General features: G+C 70.1%; 20 protein-coding genes. 11 read left to right on the top strand and 9 right to left on the bottom strand.

Features of this window, described 5'->3' with window-relative positions; all coding sequences use genetic code 11:
- Nucleotides 1-183 precede the first annotated feature (183 nt).
- The 3 genes from K8625_RS36100 (at nt 184) to K8625_RS36090 (ending at nt 3,816) form a co-directional block, all read left to right on the top strand.
- Nucleotides 184-690 carry a DUF2780 domain-containing protein gene (locus K8625_RS36100; RefSeq protein WP_255666223.1) on the top strand — a complete coding sequence of 169 codons (507 nt, stop codon included), beginning with the start codon at nt 184-186 and terminating at the stop codon, nt 688-690.
- 145 nt (nt 691-835) lie between these two features.
- A complete protein-coding gene (locus tag K8625_RS36095) occupies nt 836-3,304 on the top strand; it encodes an ABC transporter permease (RefSeq protein WP_223785234.1) in 2,469 nt (822 codons plus the stop codon).
- A 245-nt stretch (nt 3,305-3,549) separates the two neighbouring features.
- Complete coding sequence (locus K8625_RS36090) at nt 3,550-3,816, top strand: hypothetical protein (RefSeq protein WP_223748831.1); 267 nt, start codon at nt 3,550-3,552, stop codon at nt 3,814-3,816.
- Nucleotides 3,817-3,885: 69 nt separating this feature from the next.
- Here K8625_RS36090 and K8625_RS36085 read toward each other — a convergent pair whose 3' ends face one another.
- Entirely contained in the window at nt 3,886-5,340 is a 1,455-nt protein-coding gene (locus K8625_RS36085; protein ID WP_223785233.1) for a hypothetical protein, read from the bottom strand.
- A gap of 26 nt (nt 5,341-5,366) precedes the next feature.
- Between K8625_RS36085 and K8625_RS36080 the strand changes: the two genes are divergently transcribed.
- Nucleotides 5,367-6,323 (top strand): phosphotransferase family protein, encoded by a 957-nt coding sequence (locus K8625_RS36080; protein WP_223785232.1) that lies wholly within the window; start codon nt 5,367-5,369, stop codon nt 6,321-6,323.
- Nucleotide 6,324: 1 nt separating this feature from the next.
- Here K8625_RS36080 and K8625_RS36075 read toward each other — a convergent pair whose 3' ends face one another.
- From K8625_RS36075 to K8625_RS36060, 4 genes are all read right to left on the bottom strand, one after another.
- Complete coding sequence (locus K8625_RS36075) at nt 6,325-6,642, bottom strand: hypothetical protein (RefSeq protein WP_223785231.1); 318 nt, start codon at nt 6,640-6,642, stop codon at nt 6,325-6,327.
- Nucleotides 6,639-7,592: a triacylglycerol lipase gene (locus tag K8625_RS36070; RefSeq protein WP_223785230.1), complete on the bottom strand. Its 954-nt coding sequence runs from the start codon at nt 7,590-7,592 to the stop codon at nt 6,639-6,641. Before K8625_RS36070 ends, K8625_RS36075 begins: the two co-directional genes overlap by 4 nt.
- 366 nt (nt 7,593-7,958) lie before the next feature.
- Nucleotides 7,959-8,180 (bottom strand): hypothetical protein, encoded by a 222-nt coding sequence (locus tag K8625_RS36065; RefSeq protein ID WP_223748826.1) that lies wholly within the window; start codon nt 8,178-8,180, stop codon nt 7,959-7,961.
- Between the two features lie 88 nt (nt 8,181-8,268).
- Nucleotides 8,269-9,642 carry a sigma 54-interacting transcriptional regulator gene (locus K8625_RS36060; protein ID WP_223785229.1) on the bottom strand — a complete coding sequence of 458 codons (1,374 nt, stop codon included), beginning with the start codon at nt 9,640-9,642 and terminating at the stop codon, nt 8,269-8,271.
- Nucleotides 9,643-10,264: 622 nt separating this feature from the next.
- Here K8625_RS36060 and K8625_RS36055 point away from each other — a divergent pair.
- Nucleotides 10,265-11,131 (top strand): ADYC domain-containing protein, encoded by an 867-nt coding sequence (locus tag K8625_RS36055; protein WP_223785228.1) that lies wholly within the window; start codon nt 10,265-10,267, stop codon nt 11,129-11,131.
- On the opposite strand, the gene K8625_RS36050 is transcribed toward K8625_RS36055, so the two are convergent.
- Nucleotides 11,112-14,309 carry a serine/threonine-protein kinase gene (locus K8625_RS36050; protein ID WP_223785227.1) on the bottom strand — a complete coding sequence of 1,066 codons (3,198 nt, stop codon included), beginning with the start codon at nt 14,307-14,309 and terminating at the stop codon, nt 11,112-11,114. The two genes, K8625_RS36055 and K8625_RS36050, sit on opposite strands and share 20 nt — an antisense overlap.
- Before the next feature lie 352 nt (nt 14,310-14,661).
- Here K8625_RS36050 and K8625_RS36045 point away from each other — a divergent pair, with 352 nt between their 5' ends.
- The 4 genes from K8625_RS36045 to K8625_RS36030 all read left to right on the top strand — a co-directional run bounded on the left by K8625_RS36045 (nt 14,662) and on the right by K8625_RS36030 (nt 18,063).
- Nucleotides 14,662-15,102 carry a hypothetical protein gene (locus K8625_RS36045; RefSeq protein ID WP_223748822.1) on the top strand — a complete coding sequence of 147 codons (441 nt, stop codon included), beginning with the start codon at nt 14,662-14,664 and terminating at the stop codon, nt 15,100-15,102.
- A 64-nt stretch (nt 15,103-15,166) separates the two neighbouring features.
- Nucleotides 15,167-15,850 carry a hypothetical protein gene (locus K8625_RS36040; RefSeq protein ID WP_223785226.1) on the top strand — a complete coding sequence of 228 codons (684 nt, stop codon included), beginning with the start codon at nt 15,167-15,169 and terminating at the stop codon, nt 15,848-15,850.
- A gap of 226 nt (nt 15,851-16,076) precedes the next feature.
- The gene (locus K8625_RS36035) at nt 16,077-17,441 is read left to right on the top strand and encodes a triacylglycerol lipase (RefSeq protein WP_223785225.1); all 1,365 of its coding nucleotides are present in this window, start codon (nt 16,077-16,079) and stop codon (nt 17,439-17,441) included.
- 136 nt (nt 17,442-17,577) lie between these two features.
- Nucleotides 17,578-18,063 carry a hypothetical protein gene (locus K8625_RS36030; protein WP_194869141.1) on the top strand — a complete coding sequence of 162 codons (486 nt, stop codon included), beginning with the start codon at nt 17,578-17,580 and terminating at the stop codon, nt 18,061-18,063.
- Between the two features lie 36 nt (nt 18,064-18,099).
- On the opposite strand, the gene K8625_RS36025 is transcribed toward K8625_RS36030, so the two are convergent.
- Complete coding sequence (locus tag K8625_RS36025; protein WP_223785224.1) at nt 18,100-18,783, bottom strand: hypothetical protein; 684 nt, start codon at nt 18,781-18,783, stop codon at nt 18,100-18,102.
- 90 nt (nt 18,784-18,873) lie between these two features.
- Between K8625_RS36025 and K8625_RS36020 the strand changes: the two genes are divergently transcribed.
- On the top strand, nt 18,874-20,694 hold the full coding sequence (locus K8625_RS36020) for a hypothetical protein (protein ID WP_223785223.1): 1,821 nt from the start codon (nt 18,874-18,876) through the stop codon (nt 20,692-20,694).
- Between the two features lie 22 nt (nt 20,695-20,716).
- Here the strand turns inward: K8625_RS36020 and K8625_RS36015 are convergent, their stop codons facing one another.
- Nucleotides 20,717-21,148, bottom strand: a complete 432-nt coding sequence (locus K8625_RS36015) for a hypothetical protein (protein ID WP_223785222.1) — start codon at nt 21,146-21,148, stop codon at nt 20,717-20,719.
- A 377-nt stretch (nt 21,149-21,525) separates the two neighbouring features.
- On the opposite strand from K8625_RS36015, the gene K8625_RS36010 reads away from it, so the two are divergent.
- The gene (locus K8625_RS36010; protein WP_223748816.1) at nt 21,526-22,047 is read left to right on the top strand and encodes a hypothetical protein; all 522 of its coding nucleotides are present in this window, start codon (nt 21,526-21,528) and stop codon (nt 22,045-22,047) included.
- 78 nt (nt 22,048-22,125) lie between these two features.
- Here K8625_RS36010 and K8625_RS36005 read toward each other — a convergent pair whose 3' ends face one another.
- The gene (locus K8625_RS36005; protein WP_223785221.1) at nt 22,126-22,380 is read right to left on the bottom strand and encodes a hypothetical protein; all 255 of its coding nucleotides are present in this window, start codon (nt 22,378-22,380) and stop codon (nt 22,126-22,128) included.
- Between the last annotated feature and the right edge of the window lie 185 nt (nt 22,381-22,565).

The following is a 22,565-nucleotide window of genomic DNA, read 5'->3' as shown; positions in this document are numbered from 1 at the left end:
CCTGACGTCGCCAGATGCGAGGGAGCGAACACTCCGTGGCGCCCCGGGTCCCCGAGGTCCGCGTTCACCCCGGACGCGCGCGCGTCCTCGTCGGACGTCCTGCGCGAACAACCGAGGCCACTACACGCGCGGCCCCAGGTCGGCTACGAAGCGGGGCTCCTCGCGGACACGAAGGGACATGACATGGACCTCATCGGACAGCTCTCCCAGCAGCTCGGAGTCGACGGCACGCAGGCGCAGGGACTGGCGGGCGGCCTGCTGAAGCTGGTGCAGGGCACGGTGAAGGAGAAGCTCGGCGCGGACACCGCGGACCAGCTGGGCCAGGCCATCCCGGAGATGGACACGTGGCAGAAGGCCGCGCCCGCCGCCGAGCCGGAAGGTGGCGGGCTCATGGGTGCGCTCGGCGGACTCATGGGCGGACAGGGCGGCGGCGCGGGAGGGCTGCTGGGCGCGCTGGGCGGCGCCGCGGCGCAGGGCGCGGAGGTGGCCGCCGTCGTCTCGCTGCTCGGCCGCTTCAACCTGGACGCGAGCAAGGCCACCCTCGTGGCGCCGCTGCTGCTTGACTTCCTCAAGTCGCGCCTGGACCCCGCGCTCGTCGGCAAGGTCCTCTCCGTCCTCCCCCTGCTCACCGGTGGCGGCGCCTCCGGCGGCGGGCTGGGAGGTCTCGGAGGGTTGTTCGGCGGACGCTGAGGTCGCCCGCCAGGGAATCCCCGGTGTCCCGCTGGGCACGCACCGGGACTCCAGCGGCGCTGAGACCCGGAGTCCTGGGCGAGCCCGCGCGTGCAATCGCCCGCGCGCGGCGCCGTAGGACGGCACTCGCCCCCGAGGTTCCCCCGTGCCCGCGCTGCTCGAGGATGTCCGCTTCGCCGTCCGGCTCTTGCTCAAGAGCCGGGGCTTCACGCTCGTCTCGCTCCTGACACTGGCCCTCGCCATCGGGGCGAACACCGCGCTCTTCAGCGTGGTCAACGGCGTGCTGTTGAGACCGCTGCCCTACCCCGAGCCCGACAAGCTGATGCAGGTGGTGCGCATCAACAAGGACCATGGGCGCTCGGCGTCACAGTCCATCGCGGCCTACTCGTGGATGACCGCGGAGGGCTCACCCTTCTCGCGCGTCTCGGCCCACGAGCAGCTGCTCTCGGGCTTCAGCGTCGTGGGTGACGGTCTGCCGGAGCGGCTGCCGGGCGCCCGGGTGACCGGGAGCTTCTTCGAGACCTTCGGCACGAGGCCCACGCTGGGACGCGGCTTCCTTCCGGAGGAGGACGTGGTGGGCGGCCCCCGCGTGGTCGTCCTCAGCGAGGGGCTGTGGCAGCGGCGCTTCGGTGGCGCACCGGATGTGGTGGGCCGCTCCATCGTCCTCAACGACGAGCCCTACACGGTGGTGGGCGTGGCCCCCGCCACGTTCGCCCATCCCCGGGGCGCACTCCTGTGGACGCCACTCCAGCTCGACCTCACCGACCACGCCGACGTCAACTTCCTCTTCGTGACCGGACGGCTGCGCCCGGGCATCCCCCTCGACGGCGCGACGGCCATGCTGCGGACGCTGGGTGGACGCGTGCGCACGCAGAGCCCAGGCCTGCTCGACGAGGGCCAGGACTACGTCCCGGTGGAGCTCAGGACGTTCCTCGCGGGCGACCTGCGACTGGCGCTCTGGGTGCTGCTGGGCGCCGTGGGGCTGGTGTTGCTCATCGCATGCGTGAACCTGGCCAACCTCCAGCTCGCGCGAGCGGCCTCGCGCAACCGCGAGTGGGTCGTGCGCGCGGCGCTGGGCGCGGCCCCGGGGCGGCTCGCGCGGCAGATGCTCACCGAGAGCCTGCTGCTCTCCGTGCTGGGCGGCGGGCTCGGGGTGCTGCTGGCCTCGGCGGCGCTGCCCGGGCTCCTGTCACTGGCGCCCGACACGTCCCCCCTGCTGACCGGTGACGGCGCGCAGGTGGGCATCGACGGCACGGTGCTGGGCTTCACGCTGGGCGCGTCGCTGCTCACGGGCCTGTTGTTCGGGCTGCTGCCCGCGTGGCAGGCGTCGCGCACGGACCTGGAGACCGCGCTGCGCGAAGGGGCCCAGCGCACGAGCCTGGGCCCCACGGGCGGGCGCACGCGCGCGCTGCTCGTGGTGGGCCAGGTGGCGCTGGCGGTGATGTTGCTCGTGGGCGCGGCGCTGCTCATCCGGGGGTTCTTCGCGCTGCGCAACGTCCAGCCGGGCTTCGACCCGCGCGGAGTCCACGTACTGCGGATGTCGCTGCCGGAGGCGCGCTACGGCACGTTGCAGGCCCTGGAGCGCTTCGAGGCGCAGGTGGAGGAGCGCGTGCGGGCGCTGCCCGGCGTGGAGGGGGTCGGCTCCACCTCCGCGCTGCCCATGGGCGCGGGCCCCAGCATGTCGTTCTCCATCGAGGGCAGATACACGGGTGATGACAACGGCCCGGGCGCGGGCTGGGGACAGTACCGCCCGGTGACACCGGGCTACTTCCAGGCGCTGCGCATCGGGCTGGTGCGCGGGCGGCTCCTGACGGAGTCGGACGTGGCGGGCTCCGAGCCGGTGGTGGTCATCAACGAGACGGCGGCGCGCCGGTTCTGGCCGGGCGAGGACCCTTTGGGCCAGCGCATCCGCGTGGCGCACTCGGTGCCCAGCCTCCGGGACGAGGTGCCTCGCGTGGTGGTGGGCGTGGTGCGGGACGTGCGCGAGGATGGCCTGAACGACGAGCCGCCTCCGGTGATGTACGTGGCGCCCGGACAGATGTCCCAGGGCATCGCCTCCCTGCTCGTGCGGATGATTCCGCGCAACCTGCTGGTGCGCGCTCCAGGGGGCCACGCGGAGGTGGTCGCGGCCGTCCAGCGCGAGGTGTGGGCGGTGGACGCGCAGCAGCCGGTGATGGAGACGCTGAAGCTGGAGGACCACGTCGCGCGCTCCCTCGGCTCCGAGCGCTTCAACATGGTGCTGCTGGCGATGATGGCGGCGCTGGCGCTCCTGCTGGCCGCGGTGGGCATCTACGGCGTGCTGTCCTATCTGGTGGGTCAGCGCACGCGGGAGCTGGGCGTGCGCCTGGCGCTGGGCGCCACGCGGGGCCAGGTGGTGCGACTGGTGCTCCGGCAGGGCCTGGGCTCGGTGGCGGGCGGCGTGGTGCTGGGGTGCGCGGGCGCGCTGGCACTGACGCGGCTGGTGTCTGGCTTCATCCATGGCGTCAGCGCCCTGGACCCGCTGTCGTTCATCGCCGCGCCGCTGGTGCTGCTGACGGTAGGGCTGGTGGCGACGTGGCTGCCAGCACTCCGGGCCTCGCGCGTGGACCCCATCATCGCGCTCAAGCACGACTGACATCCTCAGCCGATTCGAATCCGTCACTTTCGTCCAGACGCCCGATCCGGCCTGGACGAAGTCGCTTCACTTGAAGTCGGATTCATCCACACCGGAGTTACCCTGGTATCGGCGTCACATGTTGAACGAGGCGGCTTCGAGGTCTCGTCGCACCCTCCCCTTCATGAGATGCGGTGCGGTGCCCATCGAGGCGGGCTCGCCTTGGATTAGGCTGGCTTCGTCCCACTCACCCGACGAGGCACCTCATGAAGCAGTCTCTTGTTGTGACAGCGGTGTTGTTCAGCCTCTCCCTGCTGGGCTGTGGCGGTCCGGTCAGCGAGCCCGAGGCCGTGCCCGAGAGCAGCCAGGACTCGGCGCTCTCCCAGTTGGCGTGCTCGGGCCATCCCGCGTGCAGCTCGCTCGTGAACAAGCGTTGCTTCAACGAGGGCGAGGCCCAGACCTGCTGCGCCGGCGATACCACCGGCGAGCTGTACTGCGTCTACTCCGAAGGCCGGCTCATCTTCGTGTACTGACGCGCCCGCCCTTCCTCGCCAGGGCGCTCGTGGCCCGTGGCGAGGAGGGCCCTCCGTGGCGGAGAGGGATTACGCGTAGCGCGCCTGGAGGCGGAAGCGGTTGACCTGGTCGCGGAGCTGGTCGCGCACGTCCGCCACCGAGCCCGAGTACTCGAAGGCGGGGTCCTTGCGGTCGGTGGTCGTCGCGGAGAAGCCGCCGCTGAGGGAGCCCAGCCCCCGGCCGAAGCCCTGGGAGAACTCGGTGACGTCGGTCTCGTACGGCGTGAGGCTCGCCTCGAGCTGGGTCACCCCGGCGAACTGGTTGAAGGCCTTGCCGAAGCGGCCCTGGAGGAGCGACTCGATGCCGCCCGAGCCGAAGACCTCGTCCACACCACCGGAGAACGCGAGCCGGGCCTCGGCCTGGCCGCCGAGCGTGCCCGCGATGGGCACATTCCCCTGCGCCTTCACGTCCGCGGTGAGCGAGACGGAGACCTCCCCCGTGCTCACCGCCGTCGACGCGAGGTCCTTCACGAGGCTGCCCGGGTTGCTCATCACGTCGCTGACGCTGAGGTCGTCGGGGAGCTCGAAGCTCTCCTGCACCTCCAGCTTGACGTCCCCGCCGAGCTCCCCCTTCAGGCCGGGGATGCCGCCGGCCACCTCGGCGGAGATGTTGGTGTACTGGCTGAGCACCACCCGGGGCGCGCCGTCGCCGAACTCGAGGCGCACCTTCGCGCCATACTCCTGGTTCACGCCGCCTCCGAGCGAGGCCTGCTTGCCGCCGCTCAGGCTGGCGGCGAGCTCGGTGGACGAGTTCGGGTTGAGCTCGAGCGCGGAGACGTTGTCGAGCAGCGCGCCGTAGTCCGGCGTCGCCCCGTCGAGGGCCCCGTCGATGCCCCCATCGAGCAACCCCGAGACGCCGCCGGCGACGGGGCCCAGGAAGGTCCGGGCCGCGTCCGCCGCCTCCTCGGCGCTGTCGAAGGTGAACTCGACGGTGCCACCGGTGTTCGAGAAGGCGCCACCGGTGACCTCGCTCCCCTTCTGCTGGAGGCTCCCCATCAGCCCCGCCCCCGCCTCACCCGCGACGGCGAGCGTGAACGAGCCGTCCTCGTTCTTGGTGAGGGTCTGCGTGCCCTCGAGCCGCCCGCCGATGCCATACACCGAGCCATCGAGGCTCGCGCGAAGCTGGTAGCTGTCCCCCGGGCCCAGGTCGTCGAGCTGCTTCTCGATGGCGAGGAAGTCGACCTGGTCCTCCACCGCGTCAATCACCCTGCGCCCGACGTCCTGGGCGAAGTCGATGCCCTGCTCGGCGGTCTCGACAATCCGGTCGCGCGCCGTGGCGAAGGGGTCGAGCAGGACGGAAGGGGATGGCGCGGACTCGACGAAGCTGCTGACGCCCTCGTAGACCTCGGTGGCCTGGGACGTCGCCGTGTCGAGCGCCTCCTCGCCCGCGTCGACGACGTTGTCGACCGTCTCCGTCACGGCATCCTTCGTGGCGTTGTAGGCGTTGCTGATCGGATTGCTGATGGACGACAGCGAAAGTCCCATGGTCCGCTCCCGGGGTGGGTGGGTTCATGGGTGATACGCAGCGGAAATATCCCGGTTACACGGGTCAGGTGGGTGCGGCTCCAGCCCTCACGGAGGCGGAGGCCGCCGCGCGCATCCACGAGGGGTTCCCCTCGCTCGCGACGGCGCGGGTCATCCACCTGGGCGAGGGCCTGGACCATCAGGCCTTCGAGGTGGATGGACGCTTCGTCTTCCGTTTCCCCAAGAGCGACGAAGCCGCCTCACACCTGGCCTGGGAGGCGCGCCTGACGGCGTGGCTGGCGCCCCGGCTGCCCCTGCCGGTCCCCCTCTATCGATTCCTCGATGGCCCGGCCGAGGGCCTCACACCGGGCCTCGGGGGCTACGAGAAGCTGCCCGGAAGACCCGCGTTGCTCGTCGACGCGGGTCGGCTCGGACTGTCCAGGTTCGGACGTGAGCTGGGGGCCTTCCTGGGGGCGCTCCATGCGCTCGGGCCGGCCGAGGCCATGCGGCTCGAGGTCCCGGAGGACGACGACCCGGAGCTCGAAGCCTGGTCGGCGGCCGCCGTGGAGGAGCTGCATGTCGCCGTCGAACACGGCCATGTCGGAGCCCAGGAGGCCACGGCGTGGGAGCGGCGATTCCTGGAGCGCCCCACGGAGGGACGCGGCGCGCCCCGGCTGCTCCATGGAGACTTCGCGGCCGAGCATGTCCTGGTGGATGCCCGGGGTGCCCTCACTGGCGTCATCGACTGGAGCGATGCGTGCATGGGAGACCCCGCGAGGGACCTCGCCGGGCTGCTCCACTGGGGCGGCGCGCCCATGCTCGCCTCCGCGATGGAGACGTATGGCGCGGTGAGCCCCACCGTCCTCGCGCGAGCACGATGGTTCGCCGCTTGCCGCGCGGTGGCGGACCTCGCCTTCGGGCAGACGCAGCGGCGACCAGAGTACCTCTCCGCCGGTCAACGGGCGCTCACCCTGCTCACGGAGCCCTCGTCCTCCCTCGACTGATTCACGGGACTCGGGCGCTGTCGCGCAAGGCCTGCTGAGCCTCGTTCGTCCGGGAGCGCTGGTGGTGCTCGACGAGGTCCAGCGCGACGTCCAGCGTCCCGTCGACGGCGCGGTTGACCCAGCGGACCATCCCATACGTACCGGCCAGGGTCGTGTCCTGGAGGGACTGCAGGACACCCAGGGGGGCGTCGAGCGCGGGGATGAACCGCAACACCTGGAAGGGCTTCGCGGCGGTGGAGCGGTGGATGCGCTCCACCGCCGTGGCGCCCTGCTCCACCGCGTCCCGGACCAGGTCCTTCACTCCACGCAGGCGATTCATGAGGCCTCCATCGTGAGCGACGCGCGCAGCCGTTCGTAGACCGACGCGTGGTGGGCGAGCGTGACGTGGTCGATACCCGCGACCACCTGGACGTTCTGCGCAGGAAACAGCGGGCTCGAATCCCGAGGCCCGGTACGACCCGAGGCGCTCGCCAGCGAGACGACGCCGTCACCGAACAGGGCGGAGACCCACCGCCCCTCCTGCCCGAGCGCGCCGACGATGAGGTGGTGGGCGATGCCCTGCGGAGGCCGCAGGGGCGTGCATGGCGTCGAGGTGTCTTCCCAGTCCTGTCGGCGGAGTCGAGCGACGCCCAGGTCCTTCACGCCGCTGCTGCGCAGGTCGACGACGTCGGCGACGAGGCGCGTGTAGGGGTTGGGCACGGCGCGGAGCACCTGGGCGACGACGGTGCCCATGCGCTCCAGGGGGCTGCCGAAGTGGGGCACGCCGATGGAGCAGGAGCGTCTCACGAGGCAGAGCCAGGGCAGACCCGCCTCGTCGGCGAGGTGGCAGGCGCTGCGCAGCACGAGGCCGCCCATGCTGTAGCCGACGAGGACGAGCTCGGTGATGGGGACGGGGAACTCGGCGACCAGGCGCTGCAACAGGTGCGCGAGGGTCTCTCCGTTGTCGGAGATGTGCAGGCCCGTGTTGTAGCGGAGGTAGAGCGGAGTGAAGCCCGCGTCACGCTCCAGGAGGGTGCCGTAGTCCGTGGTGGGCTCGGAGGGAAAGGCCCAGACGGCCTCGGTCACGGCGAGCCCGTGGACCCACAAGGCCACGCGCCCCGTGGAGGTCGGATGCGCGGCGCGCAAGGCCTCGCGCTCGACGGGGAGCGGAAGGCCCTGGTGATAGAGCCCCATGGGCGTCGCGAGCGCGTTGTTCTGACGGTGGAGATAATCCCCCAGCACGCCATTGAGCACACCGAGCGCCACGTCGACCTTGCCGACACTTGCCATTCATCACCTCCGCGAGGACAGTGACACGTCGCGTCATGGATGTCGAATCACGGCCCGGTGCGGGGGGAGCGGTGACGGAGGGATTCGAGGCCAGCGTGCTGTTCCAACCGGCGGACAGGGCCCTCACTCCCGCCCCCCGATGGTGCGCAACGGCCGGGTGCGCTCGCCGGGCGCCGATGAAGGTTTGAATAGAAGAGACGGAAGGCGGCCATGTCCCCCTGGGTCACCACGCGGTCTCCGGCGTTGCGACACACCCCGTCGAAGACGACCTTGTTGGCCTGTCCCAGGGTGGCCACGGAGAGGCACGGGCCAATCACCGAGCCGTCCCGGTCGAACCAGACATCGAAGAACCAGCGGCCCGACGTGTCATTGAACGTGGCCGCGTCGATACGGATGTTCCGGTTGCAGCCCAGGGGCAGGCAGGCGGTGCGGGTGGAGGTGCGTCAGGTCGCGCGTCTCATGGATGGGGAGCTGCCACCCGTTGCCGGTGCCGGACAGGAAGAACAGCTCGTCGTGCTCCTTGTGGATGTCGGGGTCCGCCATCCCCGCAACGAGCAGCGTGCGCCGTCCAGAGTCCTCGCCGCGCATGGCCCGGGCGCCCCCGGTGAAGCATGGACAGCGGGATGACGGCACGAGCGGTGCTCATGGTCTTCCTCCTGACGACAGCGTCTTCGATTCACTCCTGCGCGTCCGCGTCGGGAACGGCGATTTCCTGGCGGTCGAGCAACCTCCGGAGCTGGGTGCGGTGCATCCCGAGCGCGCCCGCCGTGGCGGTCACGTTGCCTCCGTGCTGGCGCAAGGCGTGTTCGATGCGGGTGCGCTCGTCGGCGGGCAGAGGCTTCGCCTTCGAGGGGCCTTTCCGAGGCGGTGCGCGTGGCGCTTCGGCGGGCTGTGACAAGGCCTGCCCGAAGGCCACTCCGGCGTCGGGCTTGAGATGACCGCCCTCGACCCGCGATGCGCCTTTCCGCTGCGCCGCATGTTCGGCGACGCCCAGCTCGGACATCAGCTCCCGGATGTTGCCGGGCCAGGGCCTGCGCAGACACTCCTCGACCAGCGAGACGTGCAGGCGCCTCCCGGGTGACAGTCCTCGTTCGAGCAACAGGGGAATCTCCTCGGGGCGCTGGCGCAGCGGCGGCAGGGTGACGTCCGGTCGGCCGATGCGGAAGTACAGGTCCTCCCGCAACCGTCCGTTCGCCACCTGCGCGCGCAGCGCCTTGTTGCTCGCGCAGCAGACGTGCAGGTCGACCCGCTGCGCCTTGGACGCGCCCAGCGCAGTCACCTCCCGGTTCTCCAGCACTCGCAGGAGCTTCGCCTGCACCGCCAGGTCCAGTTCCACCACCTCATCGAGGAACAGGGTGCCGCCATCCGCGGACTGGAGATAGCCCTGTGCATCCACGTCGGCCCCCGAGTACGCCCCCTTCCGAGCACCGAACAGCAACCGCTCCGCGAGACTCTCGGGGATGGCCGCACAATTGACGGCGATGAAGGGGCCACTCCTCCGGGAGGAGAGGGAATGGAAGGCGCGCGCCACCCCCTCCTTGCCGGTGCCACTCTCTCCATGGATGTACAGGGAATGGCCGAGGCTGGCCTGGGCGACCTCCCTGAGCAGGCCTTGCATCGCGGGCCCTCGCACGAACTGCTCCACGACTTCGACCCCGTGCGCCTCGAGCGGCCGCAAGTCCAGGCTGGGAACGAACAGCGAGTCTCCCATGCGCACCACGCGCCGGGCCTCATGGGCAGTCCCCTTGGGAATGGCCGCTCCATCCACGAATGTGCCGTTCTGACTCCCCAGGTCCGTCACCCAGAAGCGCTGCCCATCGAAGCGGACCTGGGCATGGCGCCGCGACATCTTCGCGTCCTGGACCTCTCCCAGCGCGGCGACGCCTCGCCCCAGCTCCAGCGCGCCCTCTTTCAGGCGCAGCGCCACGGCCATGGCCCTGCCCCCACCAAAGAGGCGCATCAGGCCCGGGACACGCGCCTCTGCGTCCGTGCCCCCACCAGCGCCCCCGCGGCTCGCGCGCAGCGTCGACCGCTCCTGTTCCGTTTCCATGACGGCCATCCTATGCCTGTGTCACGGCACACTTCAGGTGGCACCACCGTTGACCTTCCGGGGCGGACAGGGAGGCCTCAAGAATTCGGGGTCCTCGCCGTCTCATGGCGTGGGATTCGCCAAACAAGCCATACGCCTGGATGGAATGGACATGCCCCTGAAGCAAGCCCCCCGCCCCTCCGTGTCCGACTCGCGCGCGCGGTCGCGGCTGCTGTGTCTCTTGATGTTGTTCCTGGCCCCTGGGGTCAGCGGCTGCTGTGCATTGTTTCCCGGGAGCAAGTCCTGCGTGAAACCCACGCCGCCTCCCGGAGAGCCCGACCCCAACGAAAGCCTGCCCGTGCGGGACTGTAGCGTGGAGACCTGTGAGCTCGGAGGGAGAGCCCAGCCCCTGACTCCCTGGGAATGTCCGACGGGACAACCCAACTGCCAACCTCCCGAGACGAACGGACTGGGCATCTACATCATCGAGGGCGGAAACTACTGCTTCGTGGTGGATGGCAGTCCACGCTTCTGTCCCGAAGCCTTCGAGAACGTTCCGGCCTCGGCCAGCTTCCCCCACCCCTCTGTCCGATTGATGGGCCGAGACCCCACCCGGCGAGGGGACAGGCTCGGCGCCCACACCGTGAGCGGGCTCATTCAGAACCCGCAGGCTCCCGGCGGCGGCGAGGGCGTCCGGATTCACAGCATCCAGGCCACGGGCACCCAGCTCACGGTGAACTACTGCTCCCAGTCAAGCCCCTGCCTGGACAGCGCCACCGGGGTCCGCTCCCTGAGGGGCGAGGAGCTCCACCAGCTGAAGCTCGTGATGCTGCTCCCAGCCGACGACGGCGGCGGGCCCAGGAGAGCCGTCATCCTCGAGCTGGCCGTGACACCCCGCGCGGATGCGTCGGCCCGGGTCCACGCGTACGACGTCCTCTATCGGGAATACGGGACCGGACTGCCCTGGCTGAATCACTGCGCGCCGAGGGGCATCACCGCCCCCGACAGGGACCCCACTTCGTTCCTGCAGGGGCTGCGCATCAACAGCGTGAACGCGGCCGTCGAGCCCGTCCCCGCGTGGACCACCATCGGCTGTGAGTCGGGCGCCATCGTCACCTGCCTCGACTGGGGCTACGCCCCCTGGAGCCCCGACACGGGCGGCTACGACGTGCTGCGCGGCCATGTCTTCGGCTCGTGCCTGCAGGCCAAGCGCGCCGCGTACTTCGTCGGCCGCGGAGACCTCGCGAGCTACACCCGGAACGGCACGCGCATCGCCAGGCGCGACGAGTTCGGCCTGGGGAGGAGTGCGAACAACCACGTCGAGGAGCTGCGCACGCTGGAGGCCCTCTGGAGTCCCCGGGGCGCGGTCTGCCTCAACGCGGAGAATCGCCGGGTCCCCGACATGCCCCTGCCCGAAGGCCTGCACGGGATACCACCATGCCCCAGGCCCCCCACGTGGACCCCGGCGGGAAAGCTCGCCACGGGCAAGCTCACCCCGGCGCCGGACTGAGCCCCGCCTCGCGGAGCGCGGCCGCGTGCTCCCGTCGGAGCAGTGGATTGAGGGTGAGGGCCTTCACCAGTGACTCACGGGCCCGACGCAGCGGCTCGGCGCGCTCCGCCTCCGAGCGTGCCAGCCGTGCCTGGAGCAACAGCAGCCCTCCGCGGACGGCGTGGGCCGAGGCCAGCTTCGAGTCCAGCGTGAGCGACAGGTCCACCTGCGCGAGCCCCTCGGAGATGAAGCCAGGGGCCTCGCGGGGTGACACGGCCTCCGCCAGACGCAGGCAGGCCCTCGCCAGCTCCTGGTGGGAGTCGTTGTAGGGCTGGATGTCCACCGCCTTGCGCGCTTCGGCGCGGGCGCGCTGGAGGTGCTGGAGTCCGGAGCCCCCGTTGCGTCGCGCCCAGGTGGCCTCCACGAGCGCCAGCCGCGCGCGCAGCACCTGGCAGTCGGCGCAGCTCGCATCCCCGCGCGACGCGGCCGCCAGGGCTCGCTGGCCCGCCTGGAGCGCGGCATCGGGGTCCCTGTCTTCTCCCACGGCCTGGGTCGCCGAGAGCAGGTGCCCCATGGCCAGGGAGAAGTGGGTCCGCCCGAGGGTCGGATTGATGGCGAGCGAGCGCTCGAACCAGCGGGAAGCACGCTCCAGCGGCGCCCGCGCATCCGCCCCCGAGGCGACGAGGTACTCCGCGCGAAGCAGCTCCGAGAGCCCCAGCTTGTTCAGCGCGGAGTGGAAGTTGCCGTTGATGGCGAGCGCGGCCTCTCCCGCCGCGAGGGCCTTGCGCACCTCGGGCTCCGGGTCCAGCCCCCGCGAGAGGCCCTGCGCCGCCATCGCGTTGTACAGCTCCGCCAGGTTCGAGTACCCGAACACGTATCTCGGGTCGTACCTCACGGCCAGACGCAGCAGGCGCTCCGCCTCGGCATAGGCGGCGGACGGGTCCTCTCCGCGCTCACGCTGGCGATTGCCTCGCCAACGATGCACCAGCGACAAGTCATTGAGCCCCCAGGGGTATTGGGGCTGGAGCTCCAGGGCCCGGCCCAGGCGGGAGATGGCCTCGTCCCAGGCGGGCTCGGGGTCTCGTCCCTCCCAGGAGGCCTGGAGCCCTTGGAAGAAATGGCCGACCCCCAGGATGTCATGTGCCTGGATGTCCCGAGGAGACAGCGCCACCGCGCGCGCCGCGGTCTCAAGGCAGTCGGTGAGGATTCGTTTCGGGTCCGGCCCCTCGCCTCCGGGATTCGCGGCGCGGTAGCGATTGAGGAGGATGAAGGCCTTGCGGGTGTAGGCGGCACCGCGAGACGGCGCGGCCAGGAGGCCCTGCTCCGCCGCGGCCAGCGCCTTCTCCAGCGACGCGTGGGGAGACTGGCCCTGGCGCCGGTCCAGCTCCGCCTCCTGCAACCCCACCTCCGCCAGCGCCTCGTAGCTCCGCGCGTCGCTGCGTCCCAGCTCCACGGCGCGCTCATGGAGGCGACGGGCCTCGTGGAGCCCCGAGCGCGCCTTGTCGTATTCGCCCCGCTCCAGCTGCTCCATCGCCCGCGCATGCGCCACGTCTCCCGCGAGCTTCCGGGCCTCGTACAACCACGGAGCCTCGGCCTCGGCGAGCAGCGCGGCCCGCGACGCCGCGTCGTAGTCACGGCGATAGAAGGCAATCAGGCCCTCCAGATACCGGGGGGACTCCAGCTCCAGCACCCGGCTGTGCTCGAGCGATTGGAGCGCGGGCTGGAGGTACTGCTCTTCGACGGCACGCTGCCGCGCCGCGACCCACGTCGGGTCTCCACCGCGCCGCGCTTCCTCCATCGCCTGGTGGTAGCGCTCACCGAGGACCCGGCCCAGCGCATGATGAAGCTCCGGCGAGTCCAACCCCTTCTGTCTCGCCTGCGTCAGCGCTTCGTGGGCCTGCTCCAGCTCGTGCAGCGCGAGGTGGCCCCGCCCCAGCGCGTACTGGACGAGCGCGTCCCCAGGCTCCCCCAGCGTGTGCCGCCAGGCCGCGATGCGCGCCATGCGCTCGCGCACGAGCTGCTGCTCCCGACCGGTGTCGTGCAGGGGAACCGTGTAGGCCATGCGCAGGAACCACTCGATGTCCTTCACCTGCTGGCCCAGCTGCTCGGCCATCCGCGCACGCCCCTCCGATTGCAGTCGGGCATGACGCGCCTCCAGGCGGGAGGTGACGCCCAGGACCGCCAGGAGGAGGATGCTCGCGAGCGACACGGCGGAGACCGCCACCAGGGCCCGGTGCTTGCGCGCGCGGCGCCAGAGTCGGGAGAGCAGGCCCGGACGTTGCCCGAGGATGGGCTCTCCGTCGATGTAGCGCCCCAGGTCCTCGGCGAGGGCGCGGGCCGAGGGGTAGCGCTGCTCGGGGTCCTTGCTCAGGCACTTGAGGACGATGACCTCCAGGTCACCGGGCAGGTGCGGCACGAGCGTGCGCAGGGGCGGCGCCTCCTCGTGGAGCACCTTGTTGAGGGTGCCGACGAGCGTCGTGTCCGAGAACGGAGGCGCGCCGGACAGCAGCTCATGGAGGGTGGCGCCCAGGCCATAGACATCCGAGCGCCGGTCGACCGCCCGCGTCTCTCCACGGGCCTGCTCCGGTGACATGTACCCGGGGGTCCCCATCACCGCGCCGGACCGGGTGAGGCCCTGCTCGAGGCCGGACTCGTGCGCCAGGCCGAAGTCCATCACCACCGGGACACAGCTCCCGTCCTCCCGCCGTCGCACCAGGATGTTGGCCGGCTTGAGGTCGCGGTGGATGACGCCCAGCCGGTGCGCCTCATGCATCGCGGCGGCGACCTCTCGCATCACCTGGACCTTCTCCGGGAGCGACAGCCCTCCGGCGACCTGGTCGAGCCGTGGGCCCTCGATGAGCTGCATGGCGATGTAGTCGCGGCCCTCCGCGTGGCCGACTTCGTACACCGCGCACACGTTCGGATGGTCGATTCGCGCCTGCGCCCGGGCCTCCTGGAGGAAGCGCATCACCCGGTCCGGGTCGGCGCCTCGCACGAACTTCAGCGCGACGGTGCGGCCCAGCCGCCGGTCCCAGGCCTTGTGGACCTCGCCCATGCCACCGCGGCCGAGCAGCGCCAGCAACGTGTAGTGGCCCACGGAGGAGTCCCCCTGGAGCCCGGTCTCCCCTGCCCCCGGCGCGATGCTGCGCTCCGCGGTGGGCTGCGCCGCCTCCGGAACATCCTCCCGGTCATCGTCCACGTGTTCCCCCTGGCAACAGGATAGCCCATGGCGGTCGCCCCAGGCGCACGGCCCCGGCCATCCGGGCACGGTGTGCCCGGCACCGCTCGGTGCTGTGCCTGGGCCGTGCCCGACAGGCCGACGGTCGCGTGGGACCAGAGGGAGAGGCCCCTGGAGACCGCGGCATCCGGCCAGGCACGCGGGCTGCAATCCCTCGCACCCGACGCGGATGCATGGAGACGGCGTCACGACGGACGCCTCAACTCCACACACCCACGCTCATGCCGCCGAGCCGAGAGGCCGGCTCCGGCAAACACACTCACGTGCCTCGAAGCATCTCCACTCCCAGAAAGCGGAACCCATGACCCATCACATGAAGACCCTCGTTGCATCCGCGCTGGCGCTCGCCAGCGTCGCCGGCACCGCCAACGCCCGCTCCGTGGCCGGGTGGCACGGCAAGCCGCAGCTCCAGGTGGACGGCGCCTGCATGGGCGAGTCCTGGACCACGCAGACCAACAACTGCACCCGGGCCGTCACCCTGTTCTTCCCGACCACGGTCGACAGCTCCGGTAACTACCGGCTCGTCGTGAACGCCTATGGCGCGACCACCGCCAACAACGTCGGCTGCCGGTTCTTCGGCCTCACCAGCGATGCGACGGGCATGTACTCGGTGCCCGTCACCTACCTCCCGAGCTTCGGCACCAACCAGAACATCTCGCTCGGCCCGGTGTACGCGCCTTCCGGCGGCACCCTGAACGTCGCGTGCACGCTCAGCCCCGGCGGACGCGTGAACAGCGTGAGCTGGTTCCAGTAGTCGCCTCGAGCCGCCGCCATCCGCCGTCCAGGTGGCGGCGGCTCAATCCTCCGAGGTCATGACCATGAAGCCCCGGCAACTCTTGACGGGCGGCGCGCTCGCCTGCGCGTGCGCCACCGTGCTGTTCGTCTACCAGCGACACGAGAGGGACGAGCTCCTTCAGCGCGCCTCCACGTCGGAGCCGCTCGCGGCCCAACGACAGGAGCCGGCCCCTGCTCCCGAGCCCACGCCGCCCATCCGCCTGCGCGAGGCGCGCGTCGAGGCCGCCGTCCCTCCGCCCCTGGCCCCCGGGCCCACGGCCCCCGAGCCTGCTTCTCCGCCACGCGATTCCGCGGTGACGCCACCCCCTTCGCCCGTGTCCACGGCGCAGCTGAGACAGCGCCTCGAGGCCTACTTCGGAGATGAGCCTTTCGACCCCGCCTGGGCTCGGAGCGCCGAGCAGCACGCGAAGGACGGCGTGAGGGCCGCGCTGCCAGACCCCTCGCAGCTCAGGTCCGTCGAATGCAGGGGCAGCCTGTGCCGCATCGAGACGGAACATGGAGACAGCGAGCAATCCCTCACCTTCGTGCAGGCGGCGTTCATGGATCCGAAGCGACAGGTGTGGAACGCGGCCTTCGTGACGGTGCGCGGTGAGGACTCGACCGACGACAGAATCGTCACCGTCACCTACCTGGCGCGCGAAGGCGTGGAGCTTCCCATGGAGCGACTTCTTTCTCCGGGGACCGATGACACCCAGGCCTTCCAGTAGCCGCCACGACGGGGACGCCTGCAGCAGCCTCAAGGCAGACAGGCGTCCTCGCGGCCCCAGCGGTTTCGCTGGAAAGTCAGGGTCGGCGCACCCGAAAGACAACATGAGGTCTCTTCAGGCCAGACGTGGGGTGGTGGTATGGAATCGCCCCATGCGGAATTCCCAGCCACCCCGCCTTCCGACCGCCAGTCCTCTCGCTGCCGGGTCGCTCCTCCTGGTGATGCTCGTGCTGACCGCCAGCATGTCGTCCTGCTCCACGCAGGACGAGGACACCGGGAGCACGGCGCCGTGGCGCGAAGGGATGACGACGGATGACGAAGAGCCCGAGTCCTGCGACGAGTGCGATGGAGGCGCCGACGCGGGTGACGCGGGTGACGCCGGAGACGCGGGCTGCCCTCCTCCCGAGCAGGACTTCACCGAGACGCCCACCTGCGAAGACGACGCGGGGGTGGACGCGGGCGTGGATGCGGGGACGGATGGAGGTGGCGGGGGTGGTGGTTCAGACGCGGGTCCGGACGGCGGGCGCGACGCGGGGACCGTGCCTCGCGTGGACGCAGGCACGGATGCTGGGACGGATGCGGGGGCCGCCCTGACGGAAGCGCCGGCGATGCAAGCCTTCTCCACATCCCCGCCCTCCCCTGCTCCGACTCCCGTCCTGAACCCCACGCCGACCACGGCGGCGGACCGGACGAATGGCGCGGAGCGTGCTCGGATGCGCGCGCGCTGCGGCATCTGCGAGCTCCGGCCCCGAGGCCCCATCGACCCGAGCAAGGTGCCCTACATCTCCGTGCACGGCATCGGGGCCGGCCCCGAGGTGATGGACCCGGCCATCAATCACTTCCCGCCCGATGCGCAGGTCTACGACTTCTTCTACCCGGACAACCGTCACCCCATGGAGACGGCGGACTGTCTGCGCAACGCCATCATCCAGGCGCGGGGGGCGCATTCGGGGACGACCGTCCAGGTGGTGGCGCATTCGCTCGGCGCCATCATCGCGACGGGCGCGGACCACTCGCTCGTGGACCCGGAATGGATGCCGACGGAGGTCCCCACCAACTGCGGGTTCATGAAGAAGGTGCGCGGCAGGCATCGCAACGGCTTCGTGCTCGAGCCCCCGCCCAATCCCAGTCAGCTCGACCTCCGGATGACCCTCATCGACCCCGTCTTCCAGGGGTTCACCGACGCTCCGCTGTTCATCTCCGACTGCGTGCCCGGCCCCGGAGACCTCACGGCGGGCAGCGCCCTCATGCAGACGCTGAACACCCGGCCCACCTTCTCCCGACAGCGCAGGGTGTTCTACGCCAACCGCGCGAACGACGACACCGCCCGTGACCTCACCGAGTTCGATGACGCGGACCTGGAGTTGATCTGCAAGGCACTCCGAGGCGAGAGCGTGCGCACCCGGAAGTTCGGCCTCGTCAACGCGTGGAACGCCGTCAAGAACCTGCGAGTCGGTCCCGGGGGCAAGAAGCTCAAGGACGCCCTGGGCTGCGGCCCATGCACCGCGGCGCGCATCAAGGAGCTCGCGGGCCAGGCAGCCCCCCGGCTGCCGGGCGACCACACCGAGGTCATCGACGTCATCCCCTTCTGACCCCAGACCCAGGCGGCCCCGAAGGAGTGATTCCAGCGCCTGTCCGAATCAGGACGCGGTTCGCCCTATATCCCCTCCATCGTGTGCGTTCAGGGGCCCGAGCCGGGCCCTCGACCTCCTGAACGGAGCCGATGGCATGAGTGAGCAGGGACAGAACGACGGGGCGCGGGACTTCGACTTCCTCATGGGACGCTGGCGGGTCCAGAACCGTCGGCTCAAGGAACGACTGAAGGGTTGCACGGAGTGGCTGCCCTTCGAGGCCACCGCGGAAGAGCATCCGCTGCCCGGCGGGCTCGGCAATCAGGAGACGTATCGCAGTGAGTTCTGGCCCGGCTTCGTGGGCCTGGCGACCCGGGTCTACAACCCGGCGACGAAGCAGTGGTCCATCTCCTGGGTGGACAATCGCAACCACACCGTCGACCCGCCGGTGCTGGGCGGCTTCGTGGGCGACGTGGGCCAGTTCGAAACGAACGACACCTTCGAGGGCCGCGCCATCCGCGTCCGCTTCACGTGGACCCGGCTGGGCCAGGACACCGCGCGCTGGGAGCAGGCATTCTCGCCAGACGAAGGCCGCAGCTGGGAGACCAACTGGGTGATGGAGTTCACCCGCCTGGAGGAGTGAGGACGTCCGCCGCGCCGATGCGCGCCGCGTCCGCGCTCAGGGATGGGCCGTCGGGGTGGGCGCGGCCATCCGCACGCGGACGCCGAAGCCGAGCCACAGATGAACGGTGCGCTCGCGGAGGCTCTCGTCGCCCGTGCGGCCGTTCATCTTCACCTCGAGCGAGTCATAGCGCCCGCCCGAGCAGCTGACGAAGAGCCCCGCCCAGAAGCTCCCACCGAAGTTCCTGTCGAACCCGGCCTGGAGCGTCACGTCCGGTCCCGAGTAGGCGATGTCGATTCCTCGCACGTTGAACGAGGCCCGCTCGTAGCCGAGCGCCACGCCCGTCCAGGGGTTGTAGGGCCCCGAGGGAATCCAGTGGTAGTTCCCCTGGAGCCCGAAGCGCAGGTGGCGGCCCGGACACATGTCGTCGCTGGAGCAGCGCAGGCGCATCTGCGCATGGGAGAGCTGGAGCCAGGGGCCGAGCTCGACGTTCGAGCCGATTCGCACGGTGGGCTCCACGATGGCGGCGAAGAGCCCCTTGTAGACCTCATACAGATAGAACGGGTCCGGCGAGCCATCCATCTGCCCTCCCGGCATGAGATAGCCCGCACGCACGGAGAGCCCCAGCCAGCGCGGAAAGTCTGGGTTACCCTCCGTGGGCACCTGCGCGATGGCCATCGAGGACACCAGCAGTGACACCAGGGCCAGCATCCGCGCGGTGGGACGAGAGAGCTTTTGCATGGGTGGGCGCCGGGTTATTACGGTCGCTCGACGGTCGTCAACCCAGGGCTCCCGGTGTCTCCCTTTCGCTCCTCATCCGTGACGCGTCTGATGACGCTGGTGGCTGTCGTCCTGTTCAGCGCTTGTGGTGGCCCTTCCGCCGAGGAGGACCTGCGCGTCTGCGCCGAAGTGGAGTGCACCGCCGGCCGCTGTGTCTCCGAGGACGGAGCCCCCGTGTGCCGCTGTAGCGCCTTCGAGGAAGCCGCCGGGCTCACCTGCACCATCGCCGCCTTCCGCCCCTCGGACGACCACGGCGACACGGTGGAAGCCGCCACCCTCCTGGCCCCCACGACGGACTTCCAGGAGGCAGACATCCATCCCGTCTTCCGGAACAAGGTGGACCGGGATGTCTTCGCCGTGCCCCCGCTGGCGGGTCATGGCTTCCGCGTCACCCTGCGTCCCGGCACGCTCACCGCGGTGTCCATTGAGGTGCTGGATGCGCAGGAGCGGCGGGTCCACGTGAGCTCCTACCGCGCACCGGAGGGTGAGGTCCTGGAGTTCGTCTCCACGCCGGAGGCGCCCCGGTTCATCGCGGTATCCTCCGGGACGGGCCGCGAGGGCGCGGGGACGTACGCCTACCGGTTGGAGGACCTGGGCAAGGATGCGCACGGCGACACGCCCGCCACGGCGACGCCCATCACGGTGCCGAGCGCGCCGTTCCCCGTCGCACTCGAGTTCGCGGAGGACAGCGACGTCTTCTCCTTCCGCACCGAGCCGGGGCGCGGCTTCCGGTTCTCCTGCGAGGCCGAGGTCTCGGTGACCTTATGGGACAGCGCGGGCGCCCAGGTGCAGGGCAGCGGGGGGCGCACCTCGGTGGGCCAGCTGAGCCAGGAGGCGAGCACCTGGTACGTGCGCGTCTACAAGGGCAGCAAGGTGTTCAACACGCAATGCCAGCTCGACGACCTGGGGCCCGACGAGCACGCGAACGGGATGCTCGGCGCCACCCCGCTCCCCATGGGAGTCCCCGTCACGGCGCGGCTGCAGGGCACCAACGACGTGGATGTCTTCTCCTTCGAGGCAACCCAGGGCCACGTCTACACCCTCGGCGACTCCCCCGCGCGCGAGCGCCTCATCCAGCTCACGGACGCGGCGGGCACGGTCCTGACCGAGACCGCCTGGGGGCGCATCGTCCTCGAAGCGACCTCGACGGGGCGCTACTTCGTCTTCGCGCGTGCCCTGAAGGAGACTCCCTGGTGGAGCGACTTCCAGGTGGAGCTGCAGGACCTCGGACCGGATGACCACGGCGACACGCCCGGGACCGCCACCCGCGTCGAGGTGGGACAGGTCGTCGAGGGGCTCATCCACAGCTCCACCGACCTGGACGCCATCGCGCTCCAGTTGGATGCGGACGGCGTCTATCAGGTCACCTGCGCGCCCGACTGCTCGCTGAGCGCGAGCGCACCCGGCAGCACCTTCCCCTTCCGCATGCATATGACCTCCAGCAAGGGGGTCTGGAAGGCGCACCTGCTGGCGTCGACGCTCGTCACCTTCATCATCGACTCGCGCTCCGCGCCCTACGCCTTCACGTTCCGGGTGGAACGGGTGGGGACGGATGACCATGGCGACGACGCGGCCCACGCCACGCCAGTGTCGCTCCCGGTGAGCCTGGAGGGCGTGTTCGAGCTGGGCTCGGACCTCGACGAGCTCGCCGTCACGCTGGAAGGAGGGACGACCTACGTCGTGTCCTCCAGCGGAGCGACCGTGCAACTGTTCGACGTCGGGGGCGCGAACGTTCCTGTCGTCTACGACGCGGTGACGAAGACCCGGCGCGTGACGACCACGGCGCCAGGGCTCCACCGCGTGGTGCTCTCGTCTCAGGACCCACTGGTGGGCATCGCCAAGAGTTGGAGCTTCGCCCTGAACGCGCCGTGAGCCACGCGGCCCGGGCGTGCTGCTACACGGCCGGACGACAGTAGGCCACGAACCCCAGCGCCGATTCTTCTCTGCGCACGCCTTGCCCGAGCAGGCACAACACCTGCTCGAGGTCCGCTTCGACAACCAGGTCGAGCTGGTCGCAGTGCGGTTCGAAGACGACCACCCAAGGCCCGCCTGGCTTCAACTGCTCGGACAGCATGCTCTTGAGCGCCTCCCATTCAGCGGCCTCGACTCGGAGGTACTTCCACCCCGTCGTGACAAAACCGGCCGGCAGCGAGCGCACGATGTGCGCCGGGGGCTCCCTCTCCAGCAGCTCGACCCCAGCGGGTGAAGTCCATCCACCAAGGTCCTCGGTGAACTCCTCGCCTCCCCAAGAGACAACTCGAACCTTCCGGGAGACACCCCCGCCCAGGTGTACTTCGGGTATCCAGATCTCCAGGCAGGCATCCATCGAGTGGTTCACTCCCCTGGGTTATCGATCTTGGGGTCCTCGGTCCAGCTTCCATGATTCCATCGAGGACAAGCTCGCGCCGAGTACCTGGGGACTTCATCGAGCGCGAGCCGTCCTGCCGCCAAGCCGCACAGACGGTGTCAGTGCGGGGCATGTGGGCCTGTACCTTTGAGCCAGGACAGCATCCAGGGGGTGACGGATGAAGATACTGTCACGTGTTTCAACGGACGATGACTCAGGGCGCATGGGCAAGACGCTGCGCCTGCTCCGTAGGCTTCAATAGACGGGAGTGAAGAGACAACGTGAGTTGACTCGCACGCTTCCGTCATGGGCCTCACCTTCGTGGGGCTTCGTCACCTCGAACGGGAGCAGTCGTCATGACATCCACCAGCCTCTTCAAGTCCGCATCTGCGTTGTTCCTGGTATTGGCCCTGTTCGTCACGAGGGAGGCCCGAGCGGAGACGGTCGCCCTCACGTGTGTCGGAGCGGAAGTCACCGAATTCGAGCCAGGCCTCACCAACGACGCCAGGCCGACCCACATCTCCGCCATCGGCACTCACGGGTGTGCGGGGCTGCCGCTGAATCTTCCCTCCGCCATCGCCACCACGGAGGCCGATGGCATCCTCGGCTGTGGGTTCGGCCAGGCGGCCTCGACCATCCACATCAAGTGGAGCGATGACACGGTGAGCGTCGTGTCGGGCACCACCGTGGTGAACGCGAAGCCGGCGGGGGAGAACGTCATCGTGCTCACCGGGACGGTGGTGAGCGGCCGGTTCCTGGGCGCGACGGTGATTCGCACGCTGACGCTGCTCAACACGGACGTGTTGGGGTGTTTCACGGCACAGGGAGTCACGGACGTGGCGGGCCCCGTCACGCTGGTGGTGACGAAGCTGCTCTGAGGACGGGGACTGGACGCTGCCCGCCACCTCGATTTCAAGCGTCGCGGGCAGCGCTCTCTCCAGGCTCGGCCGGGCTTCTCAGTCGGTCAGGCAGACCCAACGGTTGTGGGGGATGGCCTGACACATACAATAACCCCAGGTGCCATTGGCCCAGGTGCAGCTGATCTCCGTCTCCGGGCTGCAGACCTTGCCCTGACGGGCCTCACAGGAGACAGCCTGCGCGGACACCTCCTGCTCGGGAGGGGTGCCGGTCTCGGTGCCCTCCGCAACCTCTGCTCCGCCACAGCCAATGATGGAAACGAAAGCCGCGAACGCCAGTACACGACGAACCATGATGGAAACCCCGTTGCAGTTGTAGCCCTCGAATCCAACGGCGGGCCCGCACCTTGGGTCAAGCGTCGCCCTCCTGACGCGTTGCGCCCAATGTCCACCCGACGTCAGAGCTTGTGGCGCCGGAACGGGTTGTTGAAGGGTTGCGAGTTCTCCTTGTCACTGGAGCCCGGGCCTGACGCGAGCTT

The sequence above is a fragment of the Myxococcus sp. AS-1-15 genome, assembly GCF_020037055.1.
GTDB classification, from domain to species: domain Bacteria; phylum Myxococcota; class Myxococcia; order Myxococcales; family Myxococcaceae; genus Myxococcus; species Myxococcus fulvus.
This window is presented reverse-complemented; position numbering and strand designations above follow the sequence as displayed.